Annotated in this window: 26 protein-coding genes and 1 other annotated feature; of the genes, 24 read left to right on the top strand and 2 right to left on the bottom strand. The window is 38.3% G+C overall.

The window, feature by feature from the left end:
* The first annotated feature begins 5 nt into the window (after window positions 1–5).
* The 22 genes from floA to ACDX78_RS09670 all read left to right on the top strand — a co-directional run bounded on the left by floA (window position 6) and on the right by ACDX78_RS09670 (window position 23,597).
* A complete protein-coding gene (floA, locus tag ACDX78_RS09775) occupies window positions 6–1,007 on the top strand; it encodes a flotillin-like protein FloA (RefSeq protein WP_486027408.1) in 1,002 nt (333 codons plus the stop codon).
* A gap of 27 nt (window positions 1,008–1,034) precedes the next feature.
* Window positions 1,035–1,568 carry a hypothetical protein gene (locus tag ACDX78_RS09770; RefSeq protein WP_486027407.1) on the top strand — a complete coding sequence of 178 codons (534 nt, stop codon included), beginning with the start codon at window positions 1,035–1,037 and terminating at the stop codon, window positions 1,566–1,568.
* Between the two features lie 191 nt (window positions 1,569–1,759).
* Window positions 1,760–2,041, top strand: coding sequence for a sporulation protein YqfC (yqfC, locus tag ACDX78_RS09765; RefSeq protein WP_486027405.1), 282 nt, complete (start codon window positions 1,760–1,762; stop codon window positions 2,039–2,041).
* A 10-nt stretch (window positions 2,042–2,051) separates the two neighbouring features.
* On the top strand, window positions 2,052–3,272 hold the full coding sequence (yqfD, locus tag ACDX78_RS09760; RefSeq protein WP_486027404.1) for a sporulation protein YqfD: 1,221 nt from the start codon (window positions 2,052–2,054) through the stop codon (window positions 3,270–3,272).
* Between the two features lie 2 nt (window positions 3,273–3,274).
* Window positions 3,275–4,234 (top strand): PhoH family protein, encoded by a 960-nt coding sequence (locus ACDX78_RS09755; RefSeq protein ID WP_486027402.1) that lies wholly within the window; start codon window positions 3,275–3,277, stop codon window positions 4,232–4,234.
* Between the two features lie 62 nt (window positions 4,235–4,296).
* A complete protein-coding gene (locus ACDX78_RS09750) occupies window positions 4,297–6,441 on the top strand; it encodes an HD family phosphohydrolase (protein ID WP_486027401.1) in 2,145 nt (714 codons plus the stop codon).
* On the top strand, window positions 6,441–6,905 hold the full coding sequence (gene ybeY / locus ACDX78_RS09745) for an rRNA maturation RNase YbeY (protein WP_486027400.1): 465 nt from the start codon (window positions 6,441–6,443) through the stop codon (window positions 6,903–6,905). Before ACDX78_RS09750 ends, ybeY begins: the two co-directional genes overlap by 1 nt.
* Entirely contained in the window at window positions 6,895–7,257 is a 363-nt protein-coding gene (locus tag ACDX78_RS09740) for a diacylglycerol kinase family protein (protein ID WP_486027398.1), read from the top strand. The genes ybeY and ACDX78_RS09740 overlap by 11 nt, the downstream gene beginning before the upstream one ends.
* A 233-nt stretch (window positions 7,258–7,490) precedes the next feature.
* On the top strand, window positions 7,491–8,393 hold the full coding sequence (gene era / locus ACDX78_RS09735) for a GTPase Era (RefSeq protein WP_486027396.1): 903 nt from the start codon (window positions 7,491–7,493) through the stop codon (window positions 8,391–8,393).
* Window positions 8,394–8,483: 90 nt separating this feature from the next.
* A complete protein-coding gene (locus ACDX78_RS09730; RefSeq protein ID WP_486027395.1) occupies window positions 8,484–8,630 on the top strand; it encodes a YqzL family protein in 147 nt (48 codons plus the stop codon).
* 87 nt (window positions 8,631–8,717) lie between these two features.
* Complete coding sequence (gene recO / locus ACDX78_RS09725) at window positions 8,718–9,461, top strand: DNA repair protein RecO (RefSeq protein ID WP_486027393.1); 744 nt, start codon at window positions 8,718–8,720, stop codon at window positions 9,459–9,461.
* 62 nt (window positions 9,462–9,523) lie between these two features.
* Window positions 9,524–9,700, top strand: a binding site (T-box leader).
* Between the two features lie 694 nt (window positions 9,701–10,394).
* On the top strand, window positions 10,395–11,273 hold the full coding sequence (gene glyQ / locus ACDX78_RS09720) for a glycine--tRNA ligase subunit alpha (RefSeq protein ID WP_486027391.1): 879 nt from the start codon (window positions 10,395–10,397) through the stop codon (window positions 11,271–11,273).
* A complete protein-coding gene (gene glyS, locus ACDX78_RS09715; RefSeq protein ID WP_486027389.1) occupies window positions 11,274–13,331 on the top strand; it encodes a glycine--tRNA ligase subunit beta in 2,058 nt (685 codons plus the stop codon). It begins immediately after the preceding gene.
* A 249-nt stretch (window positions 13,332–13,580) separates the two neighbouring features.
* Window positions 13,581–14,210, top strand: coding sequence for a transcriptional regulator CcpN (ccpN, locus tag ACDX78_RS09710; RefSeq protein ID WP_486027387.1), 630 nt, complete (start codon window positions 13,581–13,583; stop codon window positions 14,208–14,210).
* A gap of 214 nt (window positions 14,211–14,424) precedes the next feature.
* Window positions 14,425–15,234, top strand: coding sequence for a pyruvate, water dikinase regulatory protein (locus ACDX78_RS09705; RefSeq protein ID WP_486027385.1), 810 nt, complete (start codon window positions 14,425–14,427; stop codon window positions 15,232–15,234).
* A 595-nt stretch (window positions 15,235–15,829) separates the two neighbouring features.
* Window positions 15,830–17,650 (top strand): DNA primase, encoded by a 1,821-nt coding sequence (gene dnaG, locus ACDX78_RS09700; RefSeq protein WP_486027383.1) that lies wholly within the window; start codon window positions 15,830–15,832, stop codon window positions 17,648–17,650.
* A 30-nt stretch (window positions 17,651–17,680) separates the two neighbouring features.
* A complete protein-coding gene (rpoD, locus tag ACDX78_RS09695) occupies window positions 17,681–18,802 on the top strand; it encodes an RNA polymerase sigma factor RpoD (RefSeq protein WP_486027382.1) in 1,122 nt (373 codons plus the stop codon).
* Window positions 18,803–19,035: 233 nt separating this feature from the next.
* Complete coding sequence (gene cccA, locus ACDX78_RS09690) at window positions 19,036–19,422, top strand: cytochrome c550 (RefSeq protein ID WP_486027380.1); 387 nt, start codon at window positions 19,036–19,038, stop codon at window positions 19,420–19,422.
* A gap of 97 nt (window positions 19,423–19,519) precedes the next feature.
* Window positions 19,520–20,227 carry a tRNA (adenine(22)-N(1))-methyltransferase gene (locus tag ACDX78_RS09685; RefSeq protein ID WP_486027378.1) on the top strand — a complete coding sequence of 236 codons (708 nt, stop codon included), beginning with the start codon at window positions 19,520–19,522 and terminating at the stop codon, window positions 20,225–20,227.
* Window positions 20,228–20,240: 13 nt separating this feature from the next.
* The gene (locus ACDX78_RS09680; RefSeq protein ID WP_486027547.1) at window positions 20,241–21,320 is read left to right on the top strand and encodes a Nif3-like dinuclear metal center hexameric protein; all 1,080 of its coding nucleotides are present in this window, start codon (window positions 20,241–20,243) and stop codon (window positions 21,318–21,320) included.
* Between the two features lie 39 nt (window positions 21,321–21,359).
* Entirely contained in the window at window positions 21,360–22,676 is a 1,317-nt protein-coding gene (locus tag ACDX78_RS09675; RefSeq protein WP_486027376.1) for a DEAD/DEAH box helicase, read from the top strand.
* Between the two features lie 27 nt (window positions 22,677–22,703).
* Window positions 22,704–23,597 carry a deoxyribonuclease IV gene (locus tag ACDX78_RS09670; protein WP_486027375.1) on the top strand — a complete coding sequence of 298 codons (894 nt, stop codon included), beginning with the start codon at window positions 22,704–22,706 and terminating at the stop codon, window positions 23,595–23,597.
* A gap of 33 nt (window positions 23,598–23,630) precedes the next feature.
* On the opposite strand, the gene ACDX78_RS09665 is transcribed toward ACDX78_RS09670, so the two are convergent.
* Window positions 23,631–23,915 carry a DUF2624 family protein gene (locus tag ACDX78_RS09665; RefSeq protein WP_486027373.1) on the bottom strand — a complete coding sequence of 95 codons (285 nt, stop codon included), beginning with the start codon at window positions 23,913–23,915 and terminating at the stop codon, window positions 23,631–23,633.
* Window positions 23,916–24,075: 160 nt separating this feature from the next.
* On the opposite strand from ACDX78_RS09665, the gene ACDX78_RS09660 reads away from it, so the two are divergent.
* Window positions 24,076–24,450 (top strand): hypothetical protein, encoded by a 375-nt coding sequence (locus ACDX78_RS09660; protein ID WP_486027372.1) that lies wholly within the window; start codon window positions 24,076–24,078, stop codon window positions 24,448–24,450.
* A gap of 68 nt (window positions 24,451–24,518) precedes the next feature.
* Here the strand turns inward: ACDX78_RS09660 and ACDX78_RS09655 are convergent, their stop codons facing one another.
* Window positions 24,519–24,827 (bottom strand): hypothetical protein, encoded by a 309-nt coding sequence (locus ACDX78_RS09655; RefSeq protein WP_486027371.1) that lies wholly within the window; start codon window positions 24,825–24,827, stop codon window positions 24,519–24,521.
* 74 nt (window positions 24,828–24,901) lie between these two features.
* Here ACDX78_RS09655 and ACDX78_RS09650 point away from each other — a divergent pair, with 74 nt between their 5' ends.
* The gene (locus ACDX78_RS09650; RefSeq protein WP_486027369.1) at window positions 24,902–25,534 is read left to right on the top strand and encodes an NfeD family protein; all 633 of its coding nucleotides are present in this window, start codon (window positions 24,902–24,904) and stop codon (window positions 25,532–25,534) included.
* Window positions 25,535–25,640 lie beyond the last annotated feature (106 nt).

Raw genomic sequence — 25,640 nt, 5'->3', positions numbered from 1 at the left:
TTTTCATGGAATTAAACGAACTTATGCCGCTGATTATTATTGCGGTGATCATTATTGCTTTGGCAATATTATTTACGTTTATTCCAGTAATGCTATGGATTAGTGCTTTAGCAGCTGGTGTAAAAGTTGGCATTTTCACTCTGGTAGGGATGAGACTGCGTAGAGTTGTACCAAACAGAGTAATTAATCCTTTAATTAAAGCACATAAAGCAGGACTGGGATTAAAAACAAACCAATTGGAAAGTCACTATTTGGCCGGTGGTAACGTAGACAGGGTAGTAAATGCTTTAATCGCTGCTCACCGTGCCAATATTGAATTGCCATTTGAGCGTGGTGCAGCTATTGATCTGGCAGGTCGAGACGTACTCGAAGCCGTTCAAATGAGTGTAAACCCGGAAGTAATCGAAACACCGTTCATTGCCGGTATTGCAATAGACGGTATTGAAGTAAAAGCCAAAGCAAGAATTACTGTACGAGCCAATATTGACCGCCTTGTCGGTGGTGCAGGTGAAGAAACAATCATCGCTCGGGTCGGCGAAGGTGTGGTAAGTACAATCGGTAGTTCGGAAACACACGCACGAGTACTGGAAAACCCGGATACCATTTCACAGACTGTGCTAGGTAAAGGCCTTGATGCCGGTACCGCTTTTGAAATTTTGTCCATTGATATTGCAGACGTGGACATCGGTAAAAACATCGGTGCTATTCTGCAAACGGATCAGGCAGAAGCAGATAAAAATATTGCACAGGCTAAGGCAGAAGAGCGTCGTGCTATGGCTGTTGCTCAAGAACAAGAAATGGTTGCCCGTACACAAGAAATGCGTGCGAAAGTTGTTGAAGCAGAGGCAGATGTACCACTCGCGCTTGCTGAAGCATTGCGTTCAGGGAACCTTGGTGTCATGGATTACATGAGTTACAAAAATATAGATGCTGATACTGATATGAGAGATACTATTGGTAAGTTAACAGATGATAATAACGATAATAACAACGGCCCACATAACTAAGAAATTTGCTATAAAGGAGAATGAATAATGGAAGCTCTTTTGGAGTTAATATTCGGCAATTTCTTTATCGTTTTACTGATCATTGTGGGGATTTTAGGATTTTTAAGAGATAATGCTGCAAAGCAGAAGGAAGAGGAAAGAAAAAAACGGAGCAGGCCGACAAAGCCTGTTCCGCAGGCTTCCCGTAATCCGCAGTCCTCACGGGATGATAGCCGCACTCCGGTAAGGGATACACTTGACAGGGCAAGGGAAACCGTCTCCTCCGTATCCGTAGAAGAGCAGCAAAAGAAACAAATGGAAAAGTTGGCAGATCGTTTTAATACAAGAGCCAATGAAAAGCTGGATGAGGTACAAGAGGGAGTTTCAACAGGAAGAAGTGTCCTGCAGGAAGCCAGTAAAGTGGACTTGTCAATAGAGCAGGAAGAAATAAAAGCAGGTGTATCTCAAAGTTTGAAAGGCAAAGGCTTAATAAATGGAATTATCATGTCCGAAGTGTTAGGCCCGCCAAGAGCAAGAAAGCCTTATCGAAGTATTATAACAGAAAGAAGAAAAAATCAATAAAGAAAAGGTTATTTACATGGTTTCATGTAAATAACCTTTTTTTTATTTCACTATAGTGTTAGTTCCATTATCTTGACTTCAGATATAACATGCTTTTGCTTCACTTCTTCTCTAATTTCACATTTGCATATTTCCAAGTTCTTATTACTAGTTTATTTTCATAAATATGATGGTAAGAGGGGGCTGTGTGAATGAAAAAGCTGCAGCAGGGAATGAAACCATGGTTAATAAAATACCTGGCCCTTCCATCAGATGTTGTTCTGGGGCTACCGAGGATAACGATAGTCGGGGATTTGCATGTTTACATTGAAAACCATCAAGGGCTGATTACATACTCGGAAACGGAGCTCAAATTAAAATCCAATAAAGGATATATCCAGGTGAAGGGATCTTCTTTTGTTCTAAAAATGATGCTGCCGGAAGAGATACTATTAGAAGGAATGATCAAAGAAGTAACATTTATTCCGGAGTAAGGAGGATGACATGAAAAAGATACAAGGATCTTTTTTTACAGGATATGTAACTATTTCAGTGAATGGAAATCAGCCGGAGCTATTTTTTCAGTTATGTGCCGAAAAAGGGATTCCGGTTTGGGACATAAAAAAAACAGCATCAAATCAATGTCAGGGAAATGTAAAATTGAGTGATGTAAGCGAAATTAAAAAAATAAGGAAGCAAACCTATTACAAAATACGATTTGCGCAGAAAGCAGGGGTTCCTTTTTTCCTAAGCAGATTTTTTAGGAGAAAAGAATTACTGATTGGTATTGTACTAAGTATAATGCTTATATTATTTTTATCTAATATAATTTGGGAAGTTAAAGTTACAGGCGTGCCTAAGGATATTGAAGAAAAAATTACAAAGCAGCTGGACAGCTATGGCGTCCATACCGGAGCATGGAAATTCTCCATAGATTCACCAAATGATATTCAAAAAAAATTGGTGGAGGATATTCCTGAACTATTATGGGTAGGTGTGGATCAAAAAGGGACAACCTATAACCTGGAAGGTGTAGAAAAAGTTATAGTCGAAGAGGAAGAAGTGGACGGGCCGCGTCACCTGGTTGCCACAAAAAAAGGCGTCATTAAAAATATGTATGTAACTGAGGGAATTCCGCAAGTAAGTGTTAATGATTTTGTAGAGCCCGGAGACGTCCTTGTGTCGGGAATAATAGACGATGAAGAATCTGAAAATGAGGATACAGAAGATGAAAAAAAAGAAGTGGAGTATGTAGCAGCTGAAGGAGAGATAACTGGTACTACATGGTATGAAGCGGAAGTAACTATTCCATTAAAAAAAAGTTTAGAACTGTTAACAGGGGAACATAAAAATAAATATTATATCCGGGCAGGAAACTTACAATTGCCTGTTTGGGGATTTGGTGAGCCTGACTACAACGCTATTCACAGGGAAATAGATGAAAAACCAATTAATTTCATTAAATGGGATCTGCCTTTCTCCTTTGTGCAAATGACATTGAATGAAATGGTGTATCAAGAGGACGAGAGAACAAAGGAAGAAGCAATAAATATTGGAATCGAACAAGCAAAAAGTGAATTAACTTTACAGCTTGGACAGGATGCTGAAATTTTATCGGAAAAAATTTTGCAAGAAACTACCGACAGTGGTAAAGTTAAAGTAAACTTATATCTAAATGTAGAAGAAGATATTGCAGAATTTCAACCTTTAAATCAAGGAGATTGAGTATGTCAGAGAACCTCACAGAAATTGATTTGCACTTAGCAAACCCTAATGAAGCATTGGCTTTATTTGGCACAAATGACAAATACCTTTTGCAGCTCGAAGAATTATTAAATGTTTCTATCGTCACCCGCGGAGAACAAATCAGAGTGTCAGGGGAAAATGAAGATATAGCCTTGCTCGAGGCAATTTTACCGGCATTACTTTCTGTGATCCGAAAAGGGCTGTCGATATCGGAACGGGATGTAGTTTATGCTGTGGATCTTGCCAAGAAAGGAAAAATAGCTCAATTTGAAACACTTTTTGAAGATGAGATAACAAAGAATGTGCAAGGAAAAGCAATCAGAGTGAAAACACTGGGGCAAAAAAGATATATTGCCTCCATCAGGGCGAATGATCTTGTGTTTGGGATTGGCCCTGCTGGCACGGGTAAAACATATTTGGCAGTGGTTATGGCGGTCCACGCGCTTAAAAACGGCCTCATAAAAAGAATAATACTTACTAGACCTGCTGTTGAAGCAGGGGAAAGCCTTGGTTTTTTACCGGGGGATTTAAAAGAAAAAGTGGATCCTTATTTGCGCCCATTATATGACGCGCTGCATGACGTGCTTGGTGTCGAACACACGTTAAGGCTTATTGAAAGAGAAACTATTGAGATCGCCCCCCTTGCATATATGAGAGGGAGAACACTCGACGATGCTTTCGTTATACTGGATGAAGCACAAAATACGACACCTGAACAAATGAAAATGTTTTTAACTCGTCTTGGGTTTGGTTCCAAAATGGTTGTTACCGGCGATATTACACAAATTGACCTTCCGAAAGGCGTGAAATCAGGGCTGCAAGTAGCAGACAGGCTTTTAAATAAGGTCAAAGGAATTTCTTTTGTATATTTGGATGCAACAGACGTGATAAGACACCCATTGGTACAGCAGATCATAGAAGCATATGAAACAAATAATTAGATAATAGTGGTAAGACCCCAGCAGAGCGGGTCTTATTTCTCTATTTTCCCGGGGTGAAATAAATGAAAAAGAAAATGTCAAAAAAAGCAGGATTATTTTTCAATAAAACCGGTAATCGGGTATTTATTTTAATAAGCGTGCTTTTCTTAGCAGTGTTTTTCTTTTTTATTACGTTATCCAATGTACATATGGAAACATATGATGCTGAAAGGTTCACCAACGCCAGAGACAGCATTCGGTCACCTGTTACAATAGAAAATGAACAGGCAACGGAAAGGCAGACGCGGGAAACAGTCCAAGCTGTGGAAGATCGTTATAATATATCTGAAGAAATTACAGAAGAACGTATTAAATATGTTGCAGAAATTTTTGAAGCTATCTCCAAGTTGGAGGAAGAAAGCTTGAGACCAGCGGGCGACAGCGAAGAAAATCAGGCAGCAGTACCTATTTCCAATAGGGAAAAAGTTCAGCAGCTAAAAGAAATATTGTCTACAGAAATTACGGATGTTGTAAATGACAGTGTGTTTATCCAACTGGTTGAAATACCTGAAAACGAAAGAGAAGAAGGACAGGAACTTTTCATAAGTTTATTGGAAGATACGATGCAGGACGGGGTGCGAACGGAAAATATTCAAAGTGCCAAATCAACGATGAAACAAAGCATTAATTATGCGGAATTAACCCCGGAGTTAAAAAATGAATTAACAAAGCTTACTGAATTTGCAATAGTTGAAAATTCATTTTTTGATATGGAAAAAACGATGGAAGCTAGAAGGAATGCTGCCTCAAGCGTCGATCCAGTTGTTATTAGAGCAGGGGAGACCATTGTCCATGAAGGGCAGACAATAACAAATGAAATATATGAAGAGCTGACACTTGTAGGAGCGATGGACAATGATCGGAACCTGTATCCGCTCATTGGTCTTGCTATGCTGCTGCTTATTATTTCTTTTATTGCTGCTCATGAAATGTATTGGCTTTCCAAAAAGAAGAAAATGGATAGAAAAAAAGTTATTGCTATTTTAATTATAAGTGTTCTGGTTGTTTCTATAATGAAAGTTGTCAGTTTATACACAACTGGGGCAAATAATCTGTTCTTTGCCGTCCCTGTTGCCACCGGTGTACTATTAATAAAACAATTAATTCACGAGAGAACTGCTATTGTTTATAGCGGGATCTATGCTATTTTGGGCAGTATTATCTTTAATGGACAAATACCCGGATCATTAAATGTGGAAGCAGGGATCTATTTCTTTTTGGCTCAGCTGGCAGGCATCATCTTTCTAATGAATGTAAAAGACCGGTTGTCCATTTTACGTTCAGGTATCGGCATGACCGTTATTAATATACTGACTGTACTATTATTTCTATTTCTCTCCATCGAAAGATATGCCATTACCGATATTTTGATTCAATCATCTTTTGGTTTGGCTTCAGCATTTCTTTCTGCCGTATTAATGATTGGATTATTGCCGTTTTTTGAAACAGGTCTTGGGATTTTAACAGATATTAAATTGCTGCAGCTTGCCAGTCCAAACCAGCCATTGTTAAAGAAGCTGCTGACAGAAGCACCGGGAACATACCACCATTCCGTCATGGTGGCCAACTTAAGTGAAACTGCTTGTGAAGCTGTTGGCGCAAATGGTTTATTGGCAAGAGTAGGCGCATATTATCATGATATTGGTAAAACAGTAAGACCGCATTATTTTATCGAAAATCAATTATCGATCAATAACCCGCATGACGTGATTTCACCGAAGCAAAGTGCAGAAATTATTATAAGCCATCCATATGACGGGGCGGACATGTTAAAGAAGCACCGGCTGCCGGAGGAAATTATAGATATAGCAAAACAGCATCATGGCACAACTCTCTTGAAATATTTTTACTATAAGGAAAAGGAAACAAATAAACATGTAAAGGAAGAAAACTATCGTTATCCAGGGCCTAAACCGCAAACAAAAGAAGCTGCCATCGTTTGTATTTGTGATTCTGTGGAAGCGGCTGTACGCTCCTTAAAAGAGCCGACAGAGCAAAAAATAGAGGAGATTGTATCGTCCATTGTTAAAGACCGTATGACTGACGGACAGTTAAGTGAAACTCCGCTTACTTTGCATGAACTGGATGTTGTTCAACGAACGGTTTGTAATACGTTAAAAGGAATTTTCCATTCGCGTATTCAATATCCTATCAAGGAGGCAAAATAATGCATATTGATTTTCTAGACCAAACAAGATCTGTTCCAAGTGATTATATCGATTTATTGCAGCAGTTACTGGTTTACGCAGCAAATAAGGAAAGTATTTCACATGAAGCCGAGGTCTCCATTAACTTTGTGGACAACAATGAAATTAAGGAATTAAACCGCAACTACAGGCAAAAAGATGAACCGACAGATGTCATTTCATTTGCCATGCAGGAGTCGGTGGAAGAAGAACCGAAAATTGTAGGGGAGGATATACCATTAACGCTCGGGGATATTGTCATTTCTATTGATAAAGCAAAAGAACAGGCAAAAGAATATAATCATTCTTTAGAAAGAGAACTCGGGTTTTTAGCAGTTCACGGCTTTTTGCACTTGCTGGGATATGATCATATAAATAAAGAAGATGAAGTGATCATGTTTAAACGCCAGGAAGAGATTTTAGGTGAGTTTGGCATTGAAAGATAAAAACAGAGCCATTGGTTTTTCTTTTGCATGGAATGGATTACGAGAAGCGGCCAAATTGGAGAAAAACTTCCGAATTCACCTCATATTTACCGTAATTGTAATTATTGCCGCATTCGTATTAGAATTAAGTCGTTTGGAATGGGCATTGATTATTTTGGTTATCGGTTTTGTTTTAGTTGCTGAATTAATAAATACTGTTATTGAAAAAACGATTGATTATATGAAACCGGAAATTCATCCAACAGCCAAATTGATTAAGGATTACGCAGCAGGTGCTGTTTTAATAACGGCAATTACAGCTGTGTTGATTGGTGTTATTATATTTATCCCGAAACTGCTTATTTTATTTTAAACAAAAGCCCCCGGACAGCTCGTAAATGCTAGTCCCATCAAAAAGCCTTGCATCGATTCGGAGGCTTTTTTATATTTATTTTATACTATGCTATTTTAGGGCGAATAAGAGAAAGTTTTTACTTGTTTTGTCGAATACATGAAAGTGCGTTGCAATTATAGTATGATAATTACAACAGAAAAAGGGTATATAGAAACATACAAAGTTTGAAACGCTATCTTGGAGGAAAAAGAATGGATACAACATTTAAATCAGGAATTATTGCCATCATTGGAAGGCCTAATGTAGGAAAATCAACATTTATGAATGCGGTAATCGGGCAAAAGATTGCCATCATGAGCGATAAACCGCAGACAACACGACATAAAATTCAAGGTGTATTAACAGAAGAAGAAGCGCAAATGGTGTTTATTGATACCCCCGGCATCCACAAGCCGAAACATAAACTCGGAGATTTCATGGTTAATATGGCCGAGAACACTTTGAATGAAGTGGATGCTATTCTTTTTATGATCAATGCGGAAGAAGGATACGGAAAGGGCGATCAATATATATTGGACAGACTGGCAAAGGTAAACCGTCCGGTGTTTTTAATTATTAATAAGATCGATCAGGTACACCCGGATCAATTATTTCCGTTAATTGATCAGTATAAAGAGAAGCATGATTTTAAAGAAATTATTCCCATATCTGCACTTCAAAGGAATAACCTCAGCAGATTGCTGGAAGTTTTAAAAACTTATCTTCCTGAAGGTCCGCAGTATTATCCAAGTGATCAAGTAACAGATCACCCGGAAAGGTTTTTAATGAGTGAGCTGATACGTGAAAAAGTATTGGAATTAACAAGGGAAGAAATCCCCCATTCGATTGCAGTTGTAATGGAAAATATAGAAAAAAGGGAATCGGACACATTGTTAATTCAGGCAACCATAATAACTGAAAGGAATACACAAAAGGGTATTCTAATCGGGAAGCAAGGAAGCATGCTAAAAGTTATTGGGAGAAAAGCCCGCCAGGATATAGAGAATTTACTTGGCACAAAAGTATTTTTGGAACTCTGGGTCAAGGTGAAAAAAGATTGGCGAAATAGGCAGCAATACCTTCAAGAATACGGGTTTCGGAAAGATGATTACTAAACATGGAAAAATTTAATACTCATGGTCTCACGTTGGAGTGGAAACGATAAGAAGGAAACACTTTAAACACAAAGAAAGGTGAGGTTTCTTGTGATTGATTTTACGTGGAAAGTATTTAGTCAAACGGGAAACATTGAAACTTATTTGTTAATGAAACAGATTGAAAATGACAATGGGGCATGGAACGAAAAAGAGATTAAGGATAAAGAAGTTCATTCCGTGGATAGTAAAATGTAATTAAACTGGCTGAACAAAAAATAGCACTTTTGCCAATGACATTTGATATAATAAGAAAAGAGAAGAAAAGTTGAAAGGGGAAGCTAAGTGCTGGAAAAAATCGAAGGAGTTATTATAAAGTCTAGTGATTACGGTGAATCTCATAAGATAGTAACGATTTTCAGCAAAAAACTTGGTAAAATTTCAGCTTTGGCAAGAGGGGCCAAAAAAACAAAAAGCAGAATGTCTGCAGTAACACAGCCATTCATCCTGGGTCAATTTTATATGTATATAAACAGCGGTTTAAGCACCATCCAACAAGGTGAAGTAATTGATTCCTTCCGGGCAGTGCGTGAGGATATTATAAAAACGGCGTTTACCGCTTATGTCGTGGAGTTAACGGATAAACTCACGGAATCTAAAAGCCCGGATGGCTATATTTTTGAAGAATTATTGGATACGATGCGATGGATAGAAGAAAATGAAGATGCATCTGTTCCAATCATGATGTATGAACTAAAATTATTTAAAAAAGGCGGCTTTGCACCAACCGTGCATGGCTGCAGTCATTGTGGCAGCACTGATGGACTCACCTTTTTCTCGATACGGGAGGCCGGATTGTTATGCAATCAGTGCAGCAGAAATGACACCCATGCATTTGCCATATCACCTGCAATTGCAAAACTAATGCATATATTCAGTACAGTGGAACTGAGACGAGTCGGATCTATTTCAGTTAAACAGGAAAATATTAAGCTGCTGCGAAAAATAATGGATGCTTACTATGAACAATATGGTGGCTATTTTTTGAAATCACGTAAAGTAATTAATCAGCTTCATTTGTTAGAATAAGAAAATTTGATTGACAAGACGGTTTCGACTGGCGTATTATTTTTACATAATCATTATTAATTTATAGTGCACTGATGGAGATCAGTACTTTTTGTTCCCTGACTAAAGCGAGTTCAGAATGGTGAAAGCTGAACATAAAAGCAGAAAGGAAAGGCACTCCGGAGCACATGCCATAAAGCGGCTTCAGGTATAATGAAGCAAGTAGGGTGGAACCGCGGGCTTATAATCCCGTCCCTATGTCTTATCTTAGGCATAGGGACGGGATTTTTGATTAGGACTCTTTTCGTATTTTGTGTTGCTTTTTGATCGCACAGTAGAAGGAAACTGCGGCGTAACTTTAAATGTTGTTTGAGTACCGATTAACGCTCCGGAAATACACTACGCTTTCCGCGGGTGGCTGGTGAGCCTCCTTGCCCCGACAAGGGGTATGCCGACGTTGCCCGCAAAGGGCGGTTTTAGTCGGCCTTCATTTGTCGCACTGCGGGGTCTCACCGAGGCCATTCCTCCCGCAGGAGTCTCCGTGTATTTCCTCCGCTGGAATTGGTTTACTACCTATTACTAGTGCAATTGACCGAAGCAATTGTGCTCTCACTAGTCCGGGTGAGCGTAGGGCGGTGACTCCTCGAAAATATAATGCAATTTTCTTCGTGCGATGTAATGCTGACGCAGCCTTCCTTGTCCTGCGGGAACAGCACAAGTCCGAAGACCCCGCAGAGCGGTCTTCTCGAGGAGGCTGAGGCCGTGCCCGCGGAAAGCATCCGCCCGAAGCGATCCCGGACAGTAGGTGTTGCTTAGACTTAGGAAATAAAGAATAGTTACGTCACAGTTTATAGATTATGTATCAAAAGCAATATAATTTTACAAACCAGCCTTTGTGTATAAGCATTTGAATAACCAGGATGAAAATATATTATAGTTGGAGGTTGAGCTTATATGAATATACAGAATATGATTTTAAACTTACAAAAACATTGGTCTGATCAAAATTGCATTATTATGCAGGCATATGACGTGGAAAAGGGAGCCGGAACAATGTCTCCGATGACATTGCTCCGAAGTCTGGGTCCAGAGCCATGGAATGTTGCTTATGTAGAACCATCGAGAAGACCGGCTGATGGACGATACGGAGATAATCCCAATCGGCTGTACCAGCATCATCAATTCCAGGTAATTATGAAACCATCCCCGGATAATATTCAAGATTTGTATTTGGATTCTTTAATAAATTTCGGGATCGATCCAAGAAAACATGATATCCGTTTTGTGGAAGATAACTGGGAAAATCCCACATTAGGAGCTGCAGGTTTAGGGTGGGAAGTGTGGCTTGATGGCATGGAAATCACCCAATTCACGTATTTTCAGCAAATTGGAGGATTGGAGGCTAACCCAGTTTCTGTAGAATTAACATACGGCATTGAGCGGCTTGCTTCGTATATTCAGGATAAAGAAAATGTGTTTGATCTGGAATGGACGGAGGGGGTAACAGTCCGGGATATATTTTACCAGCCTGAATACGAGCACTCAAAATATACATTTACAGAATCAAATACAGATATGCTGTTTGAATTGTTTACAACTTATGAACAGGAAGCAAAAGCAACAATGAAGAAAGGTCTGGTTTTCCCGTCCTATGATTATGTGTTGAAATGTTCCCATGTATTTAATTTGCTTGATGCAAAAGGAGTTATTTCAGTAACAGAGAGAACCGGCTATATAAAAAGGGTCAGAAATCTTGCGCGAAATATTGCGAAGGCCTATGTAACAGAAAGAGAACGGCTTGGATTTCCTATGCTGAAAAAGGAGGTAAATTAAATGGCTAAAGATGTATTGTTCGAGATTGGCCTGGAAGAATTACCGGCCAGGTTTATTGATCAGGCAGAAATACAGCTGAAGGAAAACACGGCAGACTGGCTGGAAGCGTCGCGAATTCATTATGATTCCATTACTTCTTACTCCACACCGAGACGATTGAGCGTTGTGATTAACAGAGTGAATGATAAGCAGACTTCTCTAGAAGAAGAAGTGAAAGGACCTGCCGAGAAAATTGCTAAAGATGATGATGGAAATTGGTCCAAAGCAGCTGTTGGATTTACGAGAGGTCAAGGTAAAACAGTAGAAGACATTTATGTAAAAGAAATGAAAGGAACCTCATATATTTTTGTGAAAAAATATATTGAAGGAAAAGATACTGCAGCATTATTGCCTGACTTTAAAGATATCATTATGTCTATCACTTTTGGGAAAAATATGCGATGGGGCTCGGACTCAATACGATATGCCCGCCCGATCCGCTGGATTGCAGCTATATACGGAGAAGATGTGATCCCGTTTGAGATTGCCCATGTTCATTCCGGCAATGTTACCTATGGCCACCGTTTTTTAGGGGAGAAAATAACATTAAGGGCTCCGAAAGATTACGAGGAAGAGTTATACAAAAATTATGTTATTGCCGATGCAAAAGAAAGGGAAAATCGCATTATAAAAGAGATGAAAGAGCTGGAAAAAAAGGAAAACATCCGTATCCCAATGGATGATGAATTATTGGCCGAGGTAAGAAATTTGGTTGAGTTCCCTACTGTATTTTCCGGAAGTTATGATGATTCATTTCTTGCGTTGCCTCCAGAAGTGTTAATTACATCAATGAAAGAGCATCAACGATATTTTCCGGTAAAATCTGCCACAGGTGAATTACTGCCTGAATTCATAGGTGTAAGAAATGGGGACGATTATGAGCTCGATACAGTAATAAAAGGAAATGAAAAAGTACTGCGGGCAAGACTCCAGGATGCCAGATTTTTCTATGAGGAAGATCAAAAGAATCCGATAGATTATTATATAAATAAATTGGATCGCGTCGTCTTCCAGGAAAAGTTGGGGACCTATCAGGAAAAAGTTCAAAGAATGGTTCATATAGCAGAGGAATTAACCAAATTACTGAAACTGGATAATAATACTTCCGATACAGCAATCCGTGCTACAGAAATCTGTAAATTTGATTTAATGACAAACATGGTGAATGAATTTACCGAACTCCAGGGGGGCATCGGGGAAAAATACGCATTAAATTATGGTGAAAAAGAGCCGGTAGCAAAGGCGGTTGGAGAGCATTACTTGCCAGTCCATGCAAACGGGGAACTTCCGCAGACAACGGCTGGCTCCATTGTAAGTATAGCAGATAAATTAGATACGATTGTTGGCTGTATATCTGTTGGTCTCATTCCAACAGGCTCCCAGGACCCTTATGGTCTAAGACGTCAAGCTGCAGGGATTTTAAAAATAATGTATGCCAAAGGATGGCGTATTCCAGTCGAACAAATACTGGAGATATCTGAAAAGCAGTTTGAAAATGACAAACAGGAAACGGTGAGATCATTTTTTAATCTTCGTGCTCAGATGATACTGAAGGACAGCGATTTGGAGCAGGATGTGATTCAGTCTGTACTGCACCAGGAAATCGGGGTCTTTCATTATACATTTGCAAAAGCAAAATTACTGTCGGAAAAACGCACGTGCCCAGCATTTAAACCTGTACATGAAGCCCTTGTTCGTGTATTGAATATAGCAAAGAAAACGGAGCTTACACAATTAGATACAGATTACTTACAAACAGATACCGAAAAAGTATTATATGAAAAATATTTGACTTGCAAGGATAAGTTTGCAAAGGCAAATGATGAAATGAAGGCCGGCAAAGCACTCGAAGCTATTGGTGAACTGACGAATGAAATACATGGTTTCTTTGATAACAATATGGTAATGGCAGACGAGGAAGACTTGAGAAACAATCGATTGGCATTAATGAATAGTATAGCAGGTTTGATTCACAGCTATGCTGATTTGACGCAAATCGAATGGAAACAAACATTTTAACAGGCAATAAAGTGTAAAACTTTAATTACAGCAAAAGTGCGAGAGTCATTAAGTCATATCCTTGTGGTGTTAATGATTGGCCCTTAAGGCTTGCAGTTCAAAGAATAAGGGCTTTTGGGAAAGCAAAATACGCTTTCAAGAACCCATTAGCGATAAGTTAAGCCTTTAAAAACGTTACCCGTAATTCCCTTTTTGCCTTATTTAAGATATAATATTTATAATTAGTATGTCACAATTGGTGGTGAATAAATGGAATTATCAAACCGTCAGGAACAAATTATAGAAATAGTAAAAGAAAATGGGCCAATTACGGGTGAAAAGATAGCTGATCGACTAAGTTTAACAAGAGCTACACTCAGGCCGGATTTAGCCATTTTAACGATGGCTGGATTTTTAGAAGCAAGACCGCGTGTCGGATATTTTTATACCGGTAAAACCGGAACGGAATTATTAACGGAACAAATTAAGAAATTCAAAGTTCATGAGTATCAGCATGTACCTATTGTAGTAAAAGAAAATGTGTCTGTGTATGATGCTATTTCCACTATGTTTTTAGAAGATGTGGGTACGCTTTTTGTTGTGAATGATAACGCATCTTTAACCGGTGTTCTTTCAAGGAAGGACCTGCTTAGGGCAAGTATCGGCCAGCAGGATTTAAATGCAGTTCCGGTTCATATTATCATGACTAGAATGCCGAATATCACTGTTTGCAGAAAAGATGATTTATTGCTTGAAGTAGCAAATAAACTCATCAATAATCAAATAGACGGTGTGCCGGTTGTAAAAGATGGCGTTCACGGTCTGGAAGTGATAGGAAGAATTACTAAAACGACCATTACAAAGGCTTTTGTAGAGTTAATTTCCGATGAACATTTATAAGAGGAAGTTCAGTAAGACCGGTGAAGATGGAGCAGGGGGATCTTATTTGGGCGTGCGATTAATTGGTACAAAAATAGATTGCTGCACCCGTTCACGTCTCGGGAGTATAATATAGCTATTCCTCGCCTCGCAGCCCTGGAACGTTGCCAACTTAGCCGGCCGTTCTCGTCCTCCTTATTTGAGCACGAACTATAAGTAAAAGAGGTGTATTCTTATGAGTAAGATACCTAATGTCTATATACTTTCTGATTCAGTAGGGGAAACAGCTGAACTCGTCATTAAAGCAGGCTTGAGCCAATTTAATGACGGAGAGTATCAAATCCAGCGTATTCCTTATGTTGAAGATAAAGAAACCATTGATGAAGCAATTCAGCTGGCGAAAGAAAAAAAGGGAATGATCGGATTTACATTGGTTGATCCGACCCTTAGAAATTATGTGAATCAGCAGGCGATAAAATGGGGTATTGAAGCTATCGATATTATGGGTCCGACACTTTCGGCAATGGAAAAGGTGTTCAAACATCAGCCAAAGCTTGAAGCCGGTTTAGTACATAAACTGGACGAAGATTACTTTAAACGGATAGAAGCTATTGAATTTGCGGTTAAATATGATGATGGGCGGGACACAAGAGGAATTGCCAGAGCGGATATTATCTTAATTGGTGTTTCACGAACTTCCAAAACGCCCTTGTCCCAATTTTTGGCTCATAAGCGATTAAAGGTGGCCAATGTTCCCATCGTGCCGGAAGTAGATCCTCCAGAAGAGCTGCTTGAGGTCGATCCTTCCAGGTGTATCGGTCTCCGCATAAGTCCGAAAAAGCTGTATGAAATAAGAAAAGAGCGGTTAAAAGCGTTAGGCTTAGGCGATCAGGCAACCTATGCCAATATAGAAAGGATTCATACTGAACTTTCCTACTTTGATAAAATTGTAAAAAGAATCGGATGTCGAGTCATCGATGTTTCCCATAAGGCGGTAGAAGAGACAGCAAACAACATCCTTCAGATTATACAGGAGAAATCATAAAATGAATGTTCCTGCGTATTTATGAACATACTGTGTAAGAGACTATCCTACAAGAGGGTTAGTCTTTTTACATTTTAAAAAACCAAAACTTTTTATTAGCATTTTTAATCATGATGTATTATAATTAATTTTTGTGTAAAGATTAGTAATTAGAAACAATAGTTCTATTTATATCCTTTGAGCATATTCTGAAAAATAAAACATTCATAATCAGGAAGGATTCTAAAAGGATGATGTAGAATTAAGTACATGATGCGAGTCTAATGGAAGAGTATAAAACTTTCGTACTGGATAATTGAATAAGGGCTTTAACAATAAATGCCGTCGAAAGTTAAGCATTCCAGCAGTTAAATCAATGAAAAGGGGGTTTATCCACTAACTCCTAAGGTAACATAATAACAATAGCGATTAACATAGTTTTTTGTTTGCAAACTATTGTTACCATGTTAAAAAAATAATCCTTCAAGCATAAATGAATCCTTCAATGTTGGAAACTGGATAAAAGAAGGTATTTTTTTCGCCTCGACAGAAAAAATTGTCGAATTTTAGAGGTTTTTTTTATAAAACTTGAATATATATAGTATGGTGATTTAAAATGGCCAAGCACATGATTCCCGAGAATATAATCGAGGAAATTCGAGCAGCCAATGATATTGTAGATGTTATTGGAGAATATATTCAATTAAAGAAACAAGGAAAAAACTTTTTTGGATTATGTCCATTTCACGGGGAAAAAACACCATCCTTTTCGGTAACACAGGAAAAACAGATCTTTCATTGTTTCGGGTGTGGAAAAGGCGGTAATGCTGTTACTTTTCTCATGGAAATGGAAAGCTATTCATTTTATGAAGCTTTAGAGCACCTTGCAAAAAGAACAGGCCAGGAGCTGCCCGAAAGTGCCGGTAAAAAGGAAGCTTCCAATCTTTCTCATGAGAACCAGCAAACGCTTGAAGCATATGAGTGGTTAACAAAATTGTACCATCATTTGCTTCGTTATACAAAAGATGGGAAAGAAGGGTATAATTACTTTGCTGACAGGGACATTGGCGACGATGCAATTGACACATTTCAGCTTGGTTTTGCACCAAATATAAAAGGTTTTACAGCTGAATTTCTGGAAAAGAAAGGCTTTCATCTGCAACATCTCATAAAGAATGGCTTAGTTAGTATGCTGGACGATCAAACGACAATTGACCGTTTTGGCGGACGTGTTATTTTTCCGATACGCAACCATTTAGGGAAAACAGTCGCATTTGGCGGACGCGCGCTGGGAGAAAAAGAACCCAAATATTTAAACAGCCCGGAAAGCGAATTGTTCCAAAAAGGGAAGCTGTTTTACAATTTTGACCTTGCCAAGCGGTATATACGAAAAGAAAGTGAAGCCATTTTATTTGAAGGCTATATGGATGTCATTACAGCATACCAGGCAGGAATCAGGAACGTCATTGCAACACTTGGTACATCGCTCACAGACTCACAGGCAAATCTGCTAAATCGATATGTGGATACGGTTGTCATTTGTTATGATGATGACGATGCCGGAACTGAAGCTGCTTATAAAGCTGCTGTTTCATTAAGAAAATCCGGCTGTGAGGTGAAGGTCGCCAAACTGAAGGATAATATGGACCCGGATGACTTCATTAAAACTTACGGCAAGGATGTTTTTGAGAAAGAAGTAATAAAAGCCAGTGATACATTTATGGCTTTTTATATGCGATATGTGAAAAAAGATTATAATTTAAGCTTGGAAGCTGATCGCATAAACTATATAGAAAAAGTGCTTAGGCAGCTAGCTGTAATTAACAGCTCTGTTGAAAGGGAATATTATTTAAAAGAACTCAGTAACGAATATGATGTATCCATGGAAACATTAATGGAAGAACTGCAGGTATATCGAAAAAAAAACGGCTATCAAAAGGATAGCCCGGTCAAAAAAAGATATAACAGGGCAGCTGCAAATTTTTACCAGAATAAAAAACTGCTCCCCGCATTTCATAATGCAGAAAGAATGCTGCTGCAATACATGCTGCAGGATACAATGGTTGCTGACAAAGTACGTGAGGAAATTGGTGCAAATTTCACGATTGATGAACATAAAATAATAGCAACCCATTTATATGCTTTTTATGAAGAAGGATATCCATCCGATGTCAGCCTGTTTATAGATAATTTATCCAATGACAGCATGAAACAGCTCATCATAGAAATAACCATGAATATGGATGAAAAAGAGATAAATGACAGGGAGATCAATGATTATATTCGGATAATACAAACTGAAAACAGTGATAAGATAAGCATTCAGTCACTGAAAGAACAACAGCTATTGGCCGAGAAGCAGGACAATCCGTTAAAAGCCGCAGAAATAGCTGTACAAATTATGGAATTGGAAAAGCAATTAAAAAATACAAATTGATGTTTAAGCAGTCTGGAAGGAGGGGGACTCATGTCAGAAAATAAACCTTCACAAACTAAAGAAAATGAGCCTGAACAAACATTGGATCAAGCAAAAGAACAATTGCTTGAAATGGGAAAGAAGCGCGGTGTCCTGGCTTATGAAGAGATAGCAGACCGGTTATCTAGTTTTGTGATTGAATCCGATCAAATGGATGAGTTTTATGAGTACCTGGGAGAACAAGGTGTTGAAGTGATAGGCGAGTCTGAAGAAGATCCAAGCATGCAGCAGATTGCCAAAGAGGAAGAATTTAACTTAAATGATTTAAGTGTACCGCTTGGAATCAAAATCAATGACCCTGTCCGTATGTATTTAAAGGAAATTGGCAGAGTGGATTTGCTGTCTGCTGCAGAGGAAATCGATCTTGCTACAAAAATAGAAAATGGAGATGAAGAGGCAAAACGCAGGCTGGCTGAAGCCAATTTGCGTCTTGTAGTAAGCATTGCAAAACGCTATGTAGGCCGTGGGATGCTTTTCCTGGATCTTATTCAGGAAGGAAATATGGGTTTAATTAAAGCAGTGGAAAAATTTGATTACCGAAAAGGGTTTAAATTCAGTACGTATGCCACCTGGTGGATTCGTCAGGCTATAACAAGGGCGATTGCAGACCAGGCAAGAACGATTCGGATTCCGGTTCACATGGTGGAAACAATAAATAAGCTGATCCGGGTACAGCGACAGCTGCTGCAGGATTTTGGCAGAGAACCGACACCGGAAGAAATTGGAGAAGAAATGGAACTCTCTCCTGATAAAGTCCGTGATATTCTGAAAATAGCCCAGGAACCCGTCTCTCTGGAAACACCAATCGGAGAAGAGGATGACTCCCATTTGGGTGATTTTATTGAAGACCAGGAAGCTGTTTCACCTTCTGATCATGCATCCTATGAATTATTGAAGGAGCAGTTGGAAGATGTGCTGGACACATTGACAGACCGGGAAGAAAATGTACTCCGCCTTCGTTTTGGACTGGATGATGGACGTACCAGAACATTAGAAGAGGTTGGCAAAGTATTCGGTGTTACCCGTGAGAGAATAAGACAAATTGAAGCCAAGGCACTTAGAAAGTTGAGACACCCGAGCCGAAGCAAACGGCTGAAAGATTTTTTGGATTAGCATGGTAGTCATTGGTCACTTAAGTGACAATGACTATCATCTACTTATTGGAAGTAAATTATAACGGGAGATCCTTTGATTTTATACGGAATTAGATATATTTTCATCCCTATTACTAGCAATGTTAAAAAGTATTCACTTATAAATACTTTAAACTATTTACTTTTTCGAGTAAAATATATATAGTCTTTTATCTAATATAGTATAAGGGGATTACATAAGGAGGAAATGTCATGAGAAACCCTGTCATACCATTTGCTACTATTGCAATTTTAGGTATACTTGCAGTAATTATTTTTGCTTTTGTCGGTGCGAATCAGCGGGATGATATTGCTGAAGAGGGGGAAGAAGCGCCAACTGAAGAAGGTGCCCAGGAAGAAGAATCCTCGGAAGGGGAAACTACGGATGACCCTTCTGCTGTCTATGAAACAAACTGTGCATCCTGTCACGGTGCTGATTTATCAGGAGGGGCCGGTCCGGAATTAGCCGAAGTAGGCAATCGCTTGGGTGAGGATGAAATAATCGACATTATTATGAATGGACAGGGCGCTATGCCTGGTGGTCTCGTAAGTGAAGATGAAGCTCAAGCTATTACAACTTGGCTTTTGGAAGAACAATAAGTTATAATATAAAAGCTTTCTGCGATAAACAGAAAGCTTTTCTTTATAAAGAAAATCAATTAACAAAATGGATGGATGAAAAGAAAGAAGCGATTCTATGAAAACAGTCTTAAACTTATCAATTCGTCTTCAAAAGGTTGCATCCCGTTTGCCTGAAGAAAGCTTATTTGCTGATATTGGTTCTGATCACGCCTATTTGCCCTGCTATGTATGTTTAAATGATCCCACTGCAAAAGCAATTGCAGGTGAAATTAATGAAGGGCCCTACAGCAATGCAGTTCAAACAGTTGAAAAATATAATTTACAGCATCAGATCGATGTCCGGCTCGGAAATGGCCTGGAAATACTGCAGCAAGGGGAGATTCACCAACTTGTAATCACAGGGATGGGTGGTGCATTGATCCGTTCGATACTGGAATCTGGTATGGATAAACTAACAGATGTGAATTGGATTATCGTCCAGCCAAACAATGAATCGAGAACATTAAGAAGGTGGCTGGCGAAACATAACTATACGATTACGGATGAAGATATTTTGAAAGAGAATGGACATATCTATGAAATAATTGCAGCAGAGCGAAATATCCATCAAAGCGTTTCATTATCGGAAAAAGAAGTATTATTTGGCCCGAGATTATTGAAAAAGCAATCGGATGTATTTATGGAAAAATGGACGGATGAATATGAGAAGTACAAGCATGTCATAGAAGAAATGAAAAAAGCAAAATTACCAAATAATGAGAAACTAATCCAGTATCAAACAGAAAAAAACTGGATAAAGGAGGTAATCCGGTTTGAAGAATAAAGCTATTTTTCAAATGATGGAAAAGTTGGCGCCTAATACCTTTGCATATGATTGGGATAATGTCGGTTTACAAATTGGTTCTTACAATCAAGATGTTAAACGTGTGATGGTAACGCTGGATGTACTGGAATCTGTTGTGGATGAAGCAATTGATCAAGATGTTGAACTGATCATTTCTCATCACCCGCTTCTGTTTCAATCAATGAAACAAATTGATACGGATACACCAAAAGGCCGTATGTTACAGAAATTAATTCAACATAATATTACGGTTTATTCCTCACACACTAATTTGGACATCGCCTATGGCGGGGTTAATGACATACTGTGTGAAAAAATAGGGATAGAAAATACAAAAAACCTGGTTCAAACAAAAAAAGAAAAATTGTATAAGGTAGTTATTTATGTTCCTGAAAGCCATAGAAAAGATGTAATGAATGCAATAAATAATACTGGTGCAGGCCATATAGGCAACTACAGTCACTGTACATTTCAGACAAAAGGACAGGGGACATTTAAACCATTGGAGGGTACAAGCCCATATATCGGAAAACAGGGCGAATTGGAATTTGTTGATGAAGTAAAAATTGAATCAATCGCAGAAGAAGGAATATTGAATAAAGTAGTTAAGAGTATGGTTGATGCACATCCCTACGAGGAGGTTGCCTATGATATTTTTCCTATGGCAAACGAGGGGCAGGATTATGGGCTTGGAAGAATCGGTACACTTCAAAAGAAAATAAATGTAAAAGATTTGTGCAATCATATGAAGGAGGTACTGAAGCTAAAGTCGGTACGGGTAACGGGAGACCTGGACAAAGAAGTAAAACGTATCGCAGTTTTAGGGGGAAGCGGGGAAAAATATTGGTCCCGGGCGAAGCAAAAAGGAGCCGATGTTTATATAACCGGTGATATGACTTTTCATGCAGCCCAAGAAGCGTGGCAGCATGGGCTGGTGGTTATTGACCCGGGACATTATTCAGAATACGTAATGAAAAGTGCTGTAAAGAGATATTTGGATTATGAATTGAAATCCACAGATGTGGATGTGATCGAATCTGTTTCAAATACCGATCCTTTTAAAACAATTTAAACTGTTTTATCACTCCATATACGAAAAGGAGTTAACCTAATGACGAATAAATCATTTGAGGAATTTTCCTTTCAACCACAATTGCTTGAAGTAATCAGGAAATTAAACTTTCAAAACCCAACTGAAATACAACAAAAGGTCATTCCCGCAGTTTTAAAAGGAGAAAGTGTCATTGGCCAATCAAGAACTGGTTCAGGGAAAACACATGCATTTCTTTTGCCACTCGTAAATCAGCTTGATCCCGAAAAAAATCACGTTCAGTTTGTAATCACAGCTCCTACAAGAGAACTGGCCATGCAGCTTTATGAAGAATTAAAAAAAGTTATTCAATACACAGATGAAGGAAACCAATGGAAACTGAAATTGTTAACAGGCGGAACCGATAAACAGAGAATGATGGAAAAATTAAAAGACCCGCCACATATCATCGTAGGAACACCAGGTAGGATTCTTGATCTTATAAAAGAAGAGGCACTTTCTATTTTTACTGCTGCATCATTTGTTATTGATGAGGCAGATTTAATGCTGGATTTGGGCTTTATTCACGAGGTAGACCAACTATTGGTGCGGGCCAACCAGGATATCCAATTACTAGTATTTTCGGCAACGATACCACAGAAACTGGAGCACTTTTTAAAGAAATACCTGCAAAAGCCAACTTATGTTAAAATTAACGAGCACTTTTCGCCGGAAAAAATGGAACACCGTTTAATAGCCATAAAACACCGTGATGAAGCAGACATTATTATGGAAATTTCAAGAACGATTCAGCCATATTTAGCTATTATATTTACCAACGGGAAAGCACAGGCAGATGAATTAGCAGCTCGGCTGCAGTCAAAAGGATTGGATGCTGGTCTTATACACGGGGGATTGGCTCCACGAGAACGTAAACGTGTGTTAAAAGACATACAGAACCTACGTTACCAGTATATTGTAGCGACAGATTTAGCTTCAAGAGGTATAGATATTAAAGGAGTAAGCCACGTCATTAATGCACAGCTTCCTAAAGAAGAAGATTTTTATATACACCGGGTTGGAAGAACGGCACGTGCTGGCATGGAAGGTACCGCAATAAGCTTATATAATGATAATGCCGATCTTAAACTCATTGAAAAGCTTGAACAAAAAGGGTTAACCTTTACGTATGTGGATATCCGTCATGGCCAGTGGCTGGAAACAAAATCATGGAACAATCGAAAGCAAAGAACAGAAGTAACGACAGATTTGGATAAAGAAGCTTGGAAACGGGTGAGGAAGCAGAAAAAAGTGAAACCGGGATATAAGAAAAAAATGAAACAACAGCAATCAAACATAAAAAAGAAACTAACAAAGAAAAATAAATACAGAAAATAAAGTGAAAGTTAAGGAGAGGTGCAGGAATTGATTAAACTAGGATCACATGTATCAATGAGCGGAAAGAAAATGCTACTGGCTTCCAGTGAGGAGACTGCTTCTTATGCTGCCAATACATTCATGATATATACAGGAGCCCCGCAAAACACGAGAAGAAAACCGATTGAGGAATTAAATATAATGGCCGGCAGAGAACATATGAAAGAAAACGGCATAGAAGATATAGTTGTACATGCGCCGTACATTATAAATGTAGGCAACGCTGTAAAACCCGAAACATTTGAATTAGGGGTTAATTTTCTTCGTAATGAAATTGATCGGACAGAAGCAATCGGTGCCAGACAAATTGTTCTTCACCCAGGTGCACATGTTGGGGAAGGTGCAGCGGTTGGAATAAAGAGAATTATTGAAGGATTAAATGAAGTACTCGAGCAGGAAAATGACGTGCAGATTGCGCTGGAAACGATGGCAGGTAAAGGATCTGAAATAGGCAGAACATTTGAAGAATTAGCTGCTATCATTGATGGTGTGACGCATAATGAGCATTTATCCGTCTGCATGGATACTTGTCATATTCATGATGCTGGTTACGATGTAGTAAATGATTTTGATGGTGTTTTAAATGAATTTGATAAAATTATTGGCGTCGACCGTATAAAAGTAGTTCATGTCAATGACAGTAAAAATGAAAAAGGTGCCCATAAAGACCGTCATGAGAATATTGGATTCGGTCACATCGGGTTTAAAGCTTTGCACTATGTTATCAATCATCCCCAGCTTGCGAGCCTGCCGAAAATACTGGAAACACCTTATGTAGGGGAAGATAAAAAGAATAAAAAATCACCATATAAATATGAAATTGAAATGATAAAATCAGGAAATTTTGATCCGGACTTAAAAGAAAAAATTATGAATACTTGAATGTATAAAGCTGCCAATTCAGGCAGCTTTATTTCATTCAAGCAGATGATCTAATCCATATGATTTTATAAGCTCATGAAATAATTTTTGTGCTTTTTTTGCCGTTTTTGTGTCCGTTATACGAGCAAGCTCTTTAAGCATTTTCCGTCTGCCCTCTGCGTGAAACGGGTCAACCGAGTTTTTTTTGAGGTAATCCGCTATTTGTTCCGCTTCGGTTTGCTTTATGGAAAAATGATACTGTTTTCCATAATGGAGGAGTTCCTCGGCACTAACATTCTTTAGCTTTTTTGAAACAAATTCCTTAATAAAAATAGACATAATACGCTCCTTTGATAGTGACATATTGTTATACTGTATGCAAACAGATGTTAAAAATAAACTTGTCTGAAAATATGATGCCAAAAAATAACATAATATAAAGTGAGCTAATCCATAAACTATAGTTGCACCTCAAACTGGAGAAAAGGAGGTCTAAATTATGGATGAGTATCATAATAACAATGGCAGGAATGTTGAAAAAGCACCAAACCATGGACAAAACAGAAACAGATATCAGGTTCCAGAAAGTTCAAGGAATGAAGAATATGCTGCTGAAATTACTGCAGATGATTATGATAAAACATTGGATAAAGACGATTTAAGGAACGACACTGATGTAAATACAACCTATGGCTGGATAGGTATTGCATTATCCATTGTTGCATTCTTTATGTGGCCAATTATCATGGGCGGGGCAGGAATTATTCTTGGCTTTGTCTCCAGAAGTCGCGGTGCGGATACGCTAGGCAACATTGCTATTGCTGCAGGGGCAATTGCAATTGTTATTACACTCTTTATCCTGCCGTTCGTATAAACAAAAAGGCTGCCTCATAAGTCGCAAAACATGACTTATGACAGGCAGTTCTTTTTGCATTATAACGTTCATTCATATGATGGAAAGTAATAAAAATGAGCTACTTTGACCTCTTCAGGTTGCACATTTGGGTTCAATAATTTAAAATCTTCCATAATTTGATCGATATCCATTTTGTTCATGTTCCCCTCATTAATACTTTCTACGATTGATAAAATAGTATCTCCATGTTGTACTTTTAAATAAACAGCTTTATAATCGGTAACAGGGGTAATTTCTTGTTCATTTAGATTATTTTGTAAAGAGCCGCCATTTAAATCTTTATATACACTAAATAAAAATAAAAAAACGAGTATATAAATAATAATTTTTTTCATGTTGATACTCCTTTTTGAAACAAATAATAATGGTAGTCCGTATTAAAAAGGGAAAGGTAAGAGGGGGAGATTTTATGGACATCTTTGAATTACAGTGGATTGCTTTTGTCATAACAGGGTTGGCTACATTATTTCTAATCGGTGAAGTGCTTGTAAATATGCGTGGTTTTTTTGCATTGTTAGGTATAGGCTTTATTACAGTTTATTTTACAGCCTATATGGAAACAGGCTCTTTTATTCTTATGCTTATTATTTATTTTGCAGGATTATTACTAATAGTTATTGATGGAAAATTGTTAAATGACGGAACATTGGCTACTTTGGGGGTGGCAAGCATGTTAATATCTGTATCTATTGCTGCGCCTGATTTAACAAGCGGGCTGTATGCAGCTTTAGGTGTTCTTATTGGCGGAGGCGCATCCTTTCTGTTTTTGAAAGTATTCAAACGTCGTAACATGTGGGATAAACTTACACTGAGAGATCAGCTGACAAAAGAAGCGGGCTATAACTCGATTAATGAATCTTATGAACAATTAGTCAACCAGGAAGGAATCACCCTAAACGATCTGCGCCCGGTAGGAACGATTAGAATAAACAATAAAGACTACAGCGCAGTTTCCAATGGTCAATGGATTGAAAAGAGCACCGATATAAAGGTTGTGCAGGTGGATGGTACAAAAATACTGGTTGAAAAGATAAGGAAATAATAAAAAAGATAATTTTTCCAAAAGGCATTTTTGCCTTTGGGGAATTTTATCTTTTTTTACGTTTACAATAAAAAAACTTCTATAAATTGAAATGAAATTTAAGTAA

It is taken from the genome of Virgibacillus oceani (genome assembly GCF_041521345.1).
GTDB lineage: Bacteria > Bacillota > Bacilli > Bacillales > Amphibacillaceae > Virgibacillus_N > Virgibacillus_N oceani_A.
Note: the sequence above shows the minus strand (reverse complement) of the source record. Positions and strands in the feature narration are given on the sequence as shown.

Coding starts and splice junctions, on each gene's coding strand:
- yqfC (WP_486027405.1), top strand. CDS start 1,760: ATGAAAAAGCTGCAGCAGGGAATGAAACCATGGTTAATAAAATACCTG.
- glyS (WP_486027389.1), top strand. CDS start 11,274: ATGGCTAAAGATGTATTGTTCGAGATTGGCCTGGAAGAATTACCGGCC.
- ACDX78_RS09685 (WP_486027378.1), top strand. CDS start 19,520: ATGAAAACAGTCTTAAACTTATCAATTCGTCTTCAAAAGGTTGCATCC.
- ACDX78_RS09770 (WP_486027407.1), top strand. CDS start 1,035: ATGGAAGCTCTTTTGGAGTTAATATTCGGCAATTTCTTTATCGTTTTA.
- dnaG (WP_486027383.1), top strand. CDS start 15,830: ATGGCCAAGCACATGATTCCCGAGAATATAATCGAGGAAATTCGAGCA.
- ACDX78_RS09665 (WP_486027373.1), bottom strand. CDS start 23,915: ATGTCTATTTTTATTAAGGAATTTGTTTCAAAAAAGCTAAAGAATGTT.
- floA (WP_486027408.1), top strand. CDS start 6: ATGGAATTAAACGAACTTATGCCGCTGATTATTATTGCGGTGATCATT.
- glyQ (WP_486027391.1), top strand. CDS start 10,395: ATGAATATACAGAATATGATTTTAAACTTACAAAAACATTGGTCTGAT.
- ACDX78_RS09650 (WP_486027369.1), top strand. CDS start 24,902: ATGGACATCTTTGAATTACAGTGGATTGCTTTTGTCATAACAGGGTTG.
- ACDX78_RS09705 (WP_486027385.1), top strand. CDS start 14,425: ATGAGTAAGATACCTAATGTCTATATACTTTCTGATTCAGTAGGGGAA.
- ACDX78_RS09660 (WP_486027372.1), top strand. CDS start 24,076: ATGGATGAGTATCATAATAACAATGGCAGGAATGTTGAAAAAGCACCA.
- ACDX78_RS09675 (WP_486027376.1), top strand. CDS start 21,360: ATGACGAATAAATCATTTGAGGAATTTTCCTTTCAACCACAATTGCTT.
- era (WP_486027396.1), top strand. CDS start 7,491: ATGGATACAACATTTAAATCAGGAATTATTGCCATCATTGGAAGGCCT.
- yqfD (WP_486027404.1), top strand. CDS start 2,052: ATGAAAAAGATACAAGGATCTTTTTTTACAGGATATGTAACTATTTCA.
- ybeY (WP_486027400.1), top strand. CDS start 6,441: ATGCATATTGATTTTCTAGACCAAACAAGATCTGTTCCAAGTGATTAT.
- ACDX78_RS09680 (WP_486027547.1), top strand. CDS start 20,241: ATGATGGAAAAGTTGGCGCCTAATACCTTTGCATATGATTGGGATAAT.
- ACDX78_RS09750 (WP_486027401.1), top strand. CDS start 4,297: ATGAAAAAGAAAATGTCAAAAAAAGCAGGATTATTTTTCAATAAAACC.
- ACDX78_RS09655 (WP_486027371.1), bottom strand. CDS start 24,827: ATGAAAAAAATTATTATTTATATACTCGTTTTTTTATTTTTATTTAGT.
- cccA (WP_486027380.1), top strand. CDS start 19,036: ATGAGAAACCCTGTCATACCATTTGCTACTATTGCAATTTTAGGTATA.
- ccpN (WP_486027387.1), top strand. CDS start 13,581: ATGGAATTATCAAACCGTCAGGAACAAATTATAGAAATAGTAAAAGAA.
- rpoD (WP_486027382.1), top strand. CDS start 17,681: ATGTCAGAAAATAAACCTTCACAAACTAAAGAAAATGAGCCTGAACAA.
- ACDX78_RS09755 (WP_486027402.1), top strand. CDS start 3,275: ATGTCAGAGAACCTCACAGAAATTGATTTGCACTTAGCAAACCCTAAT.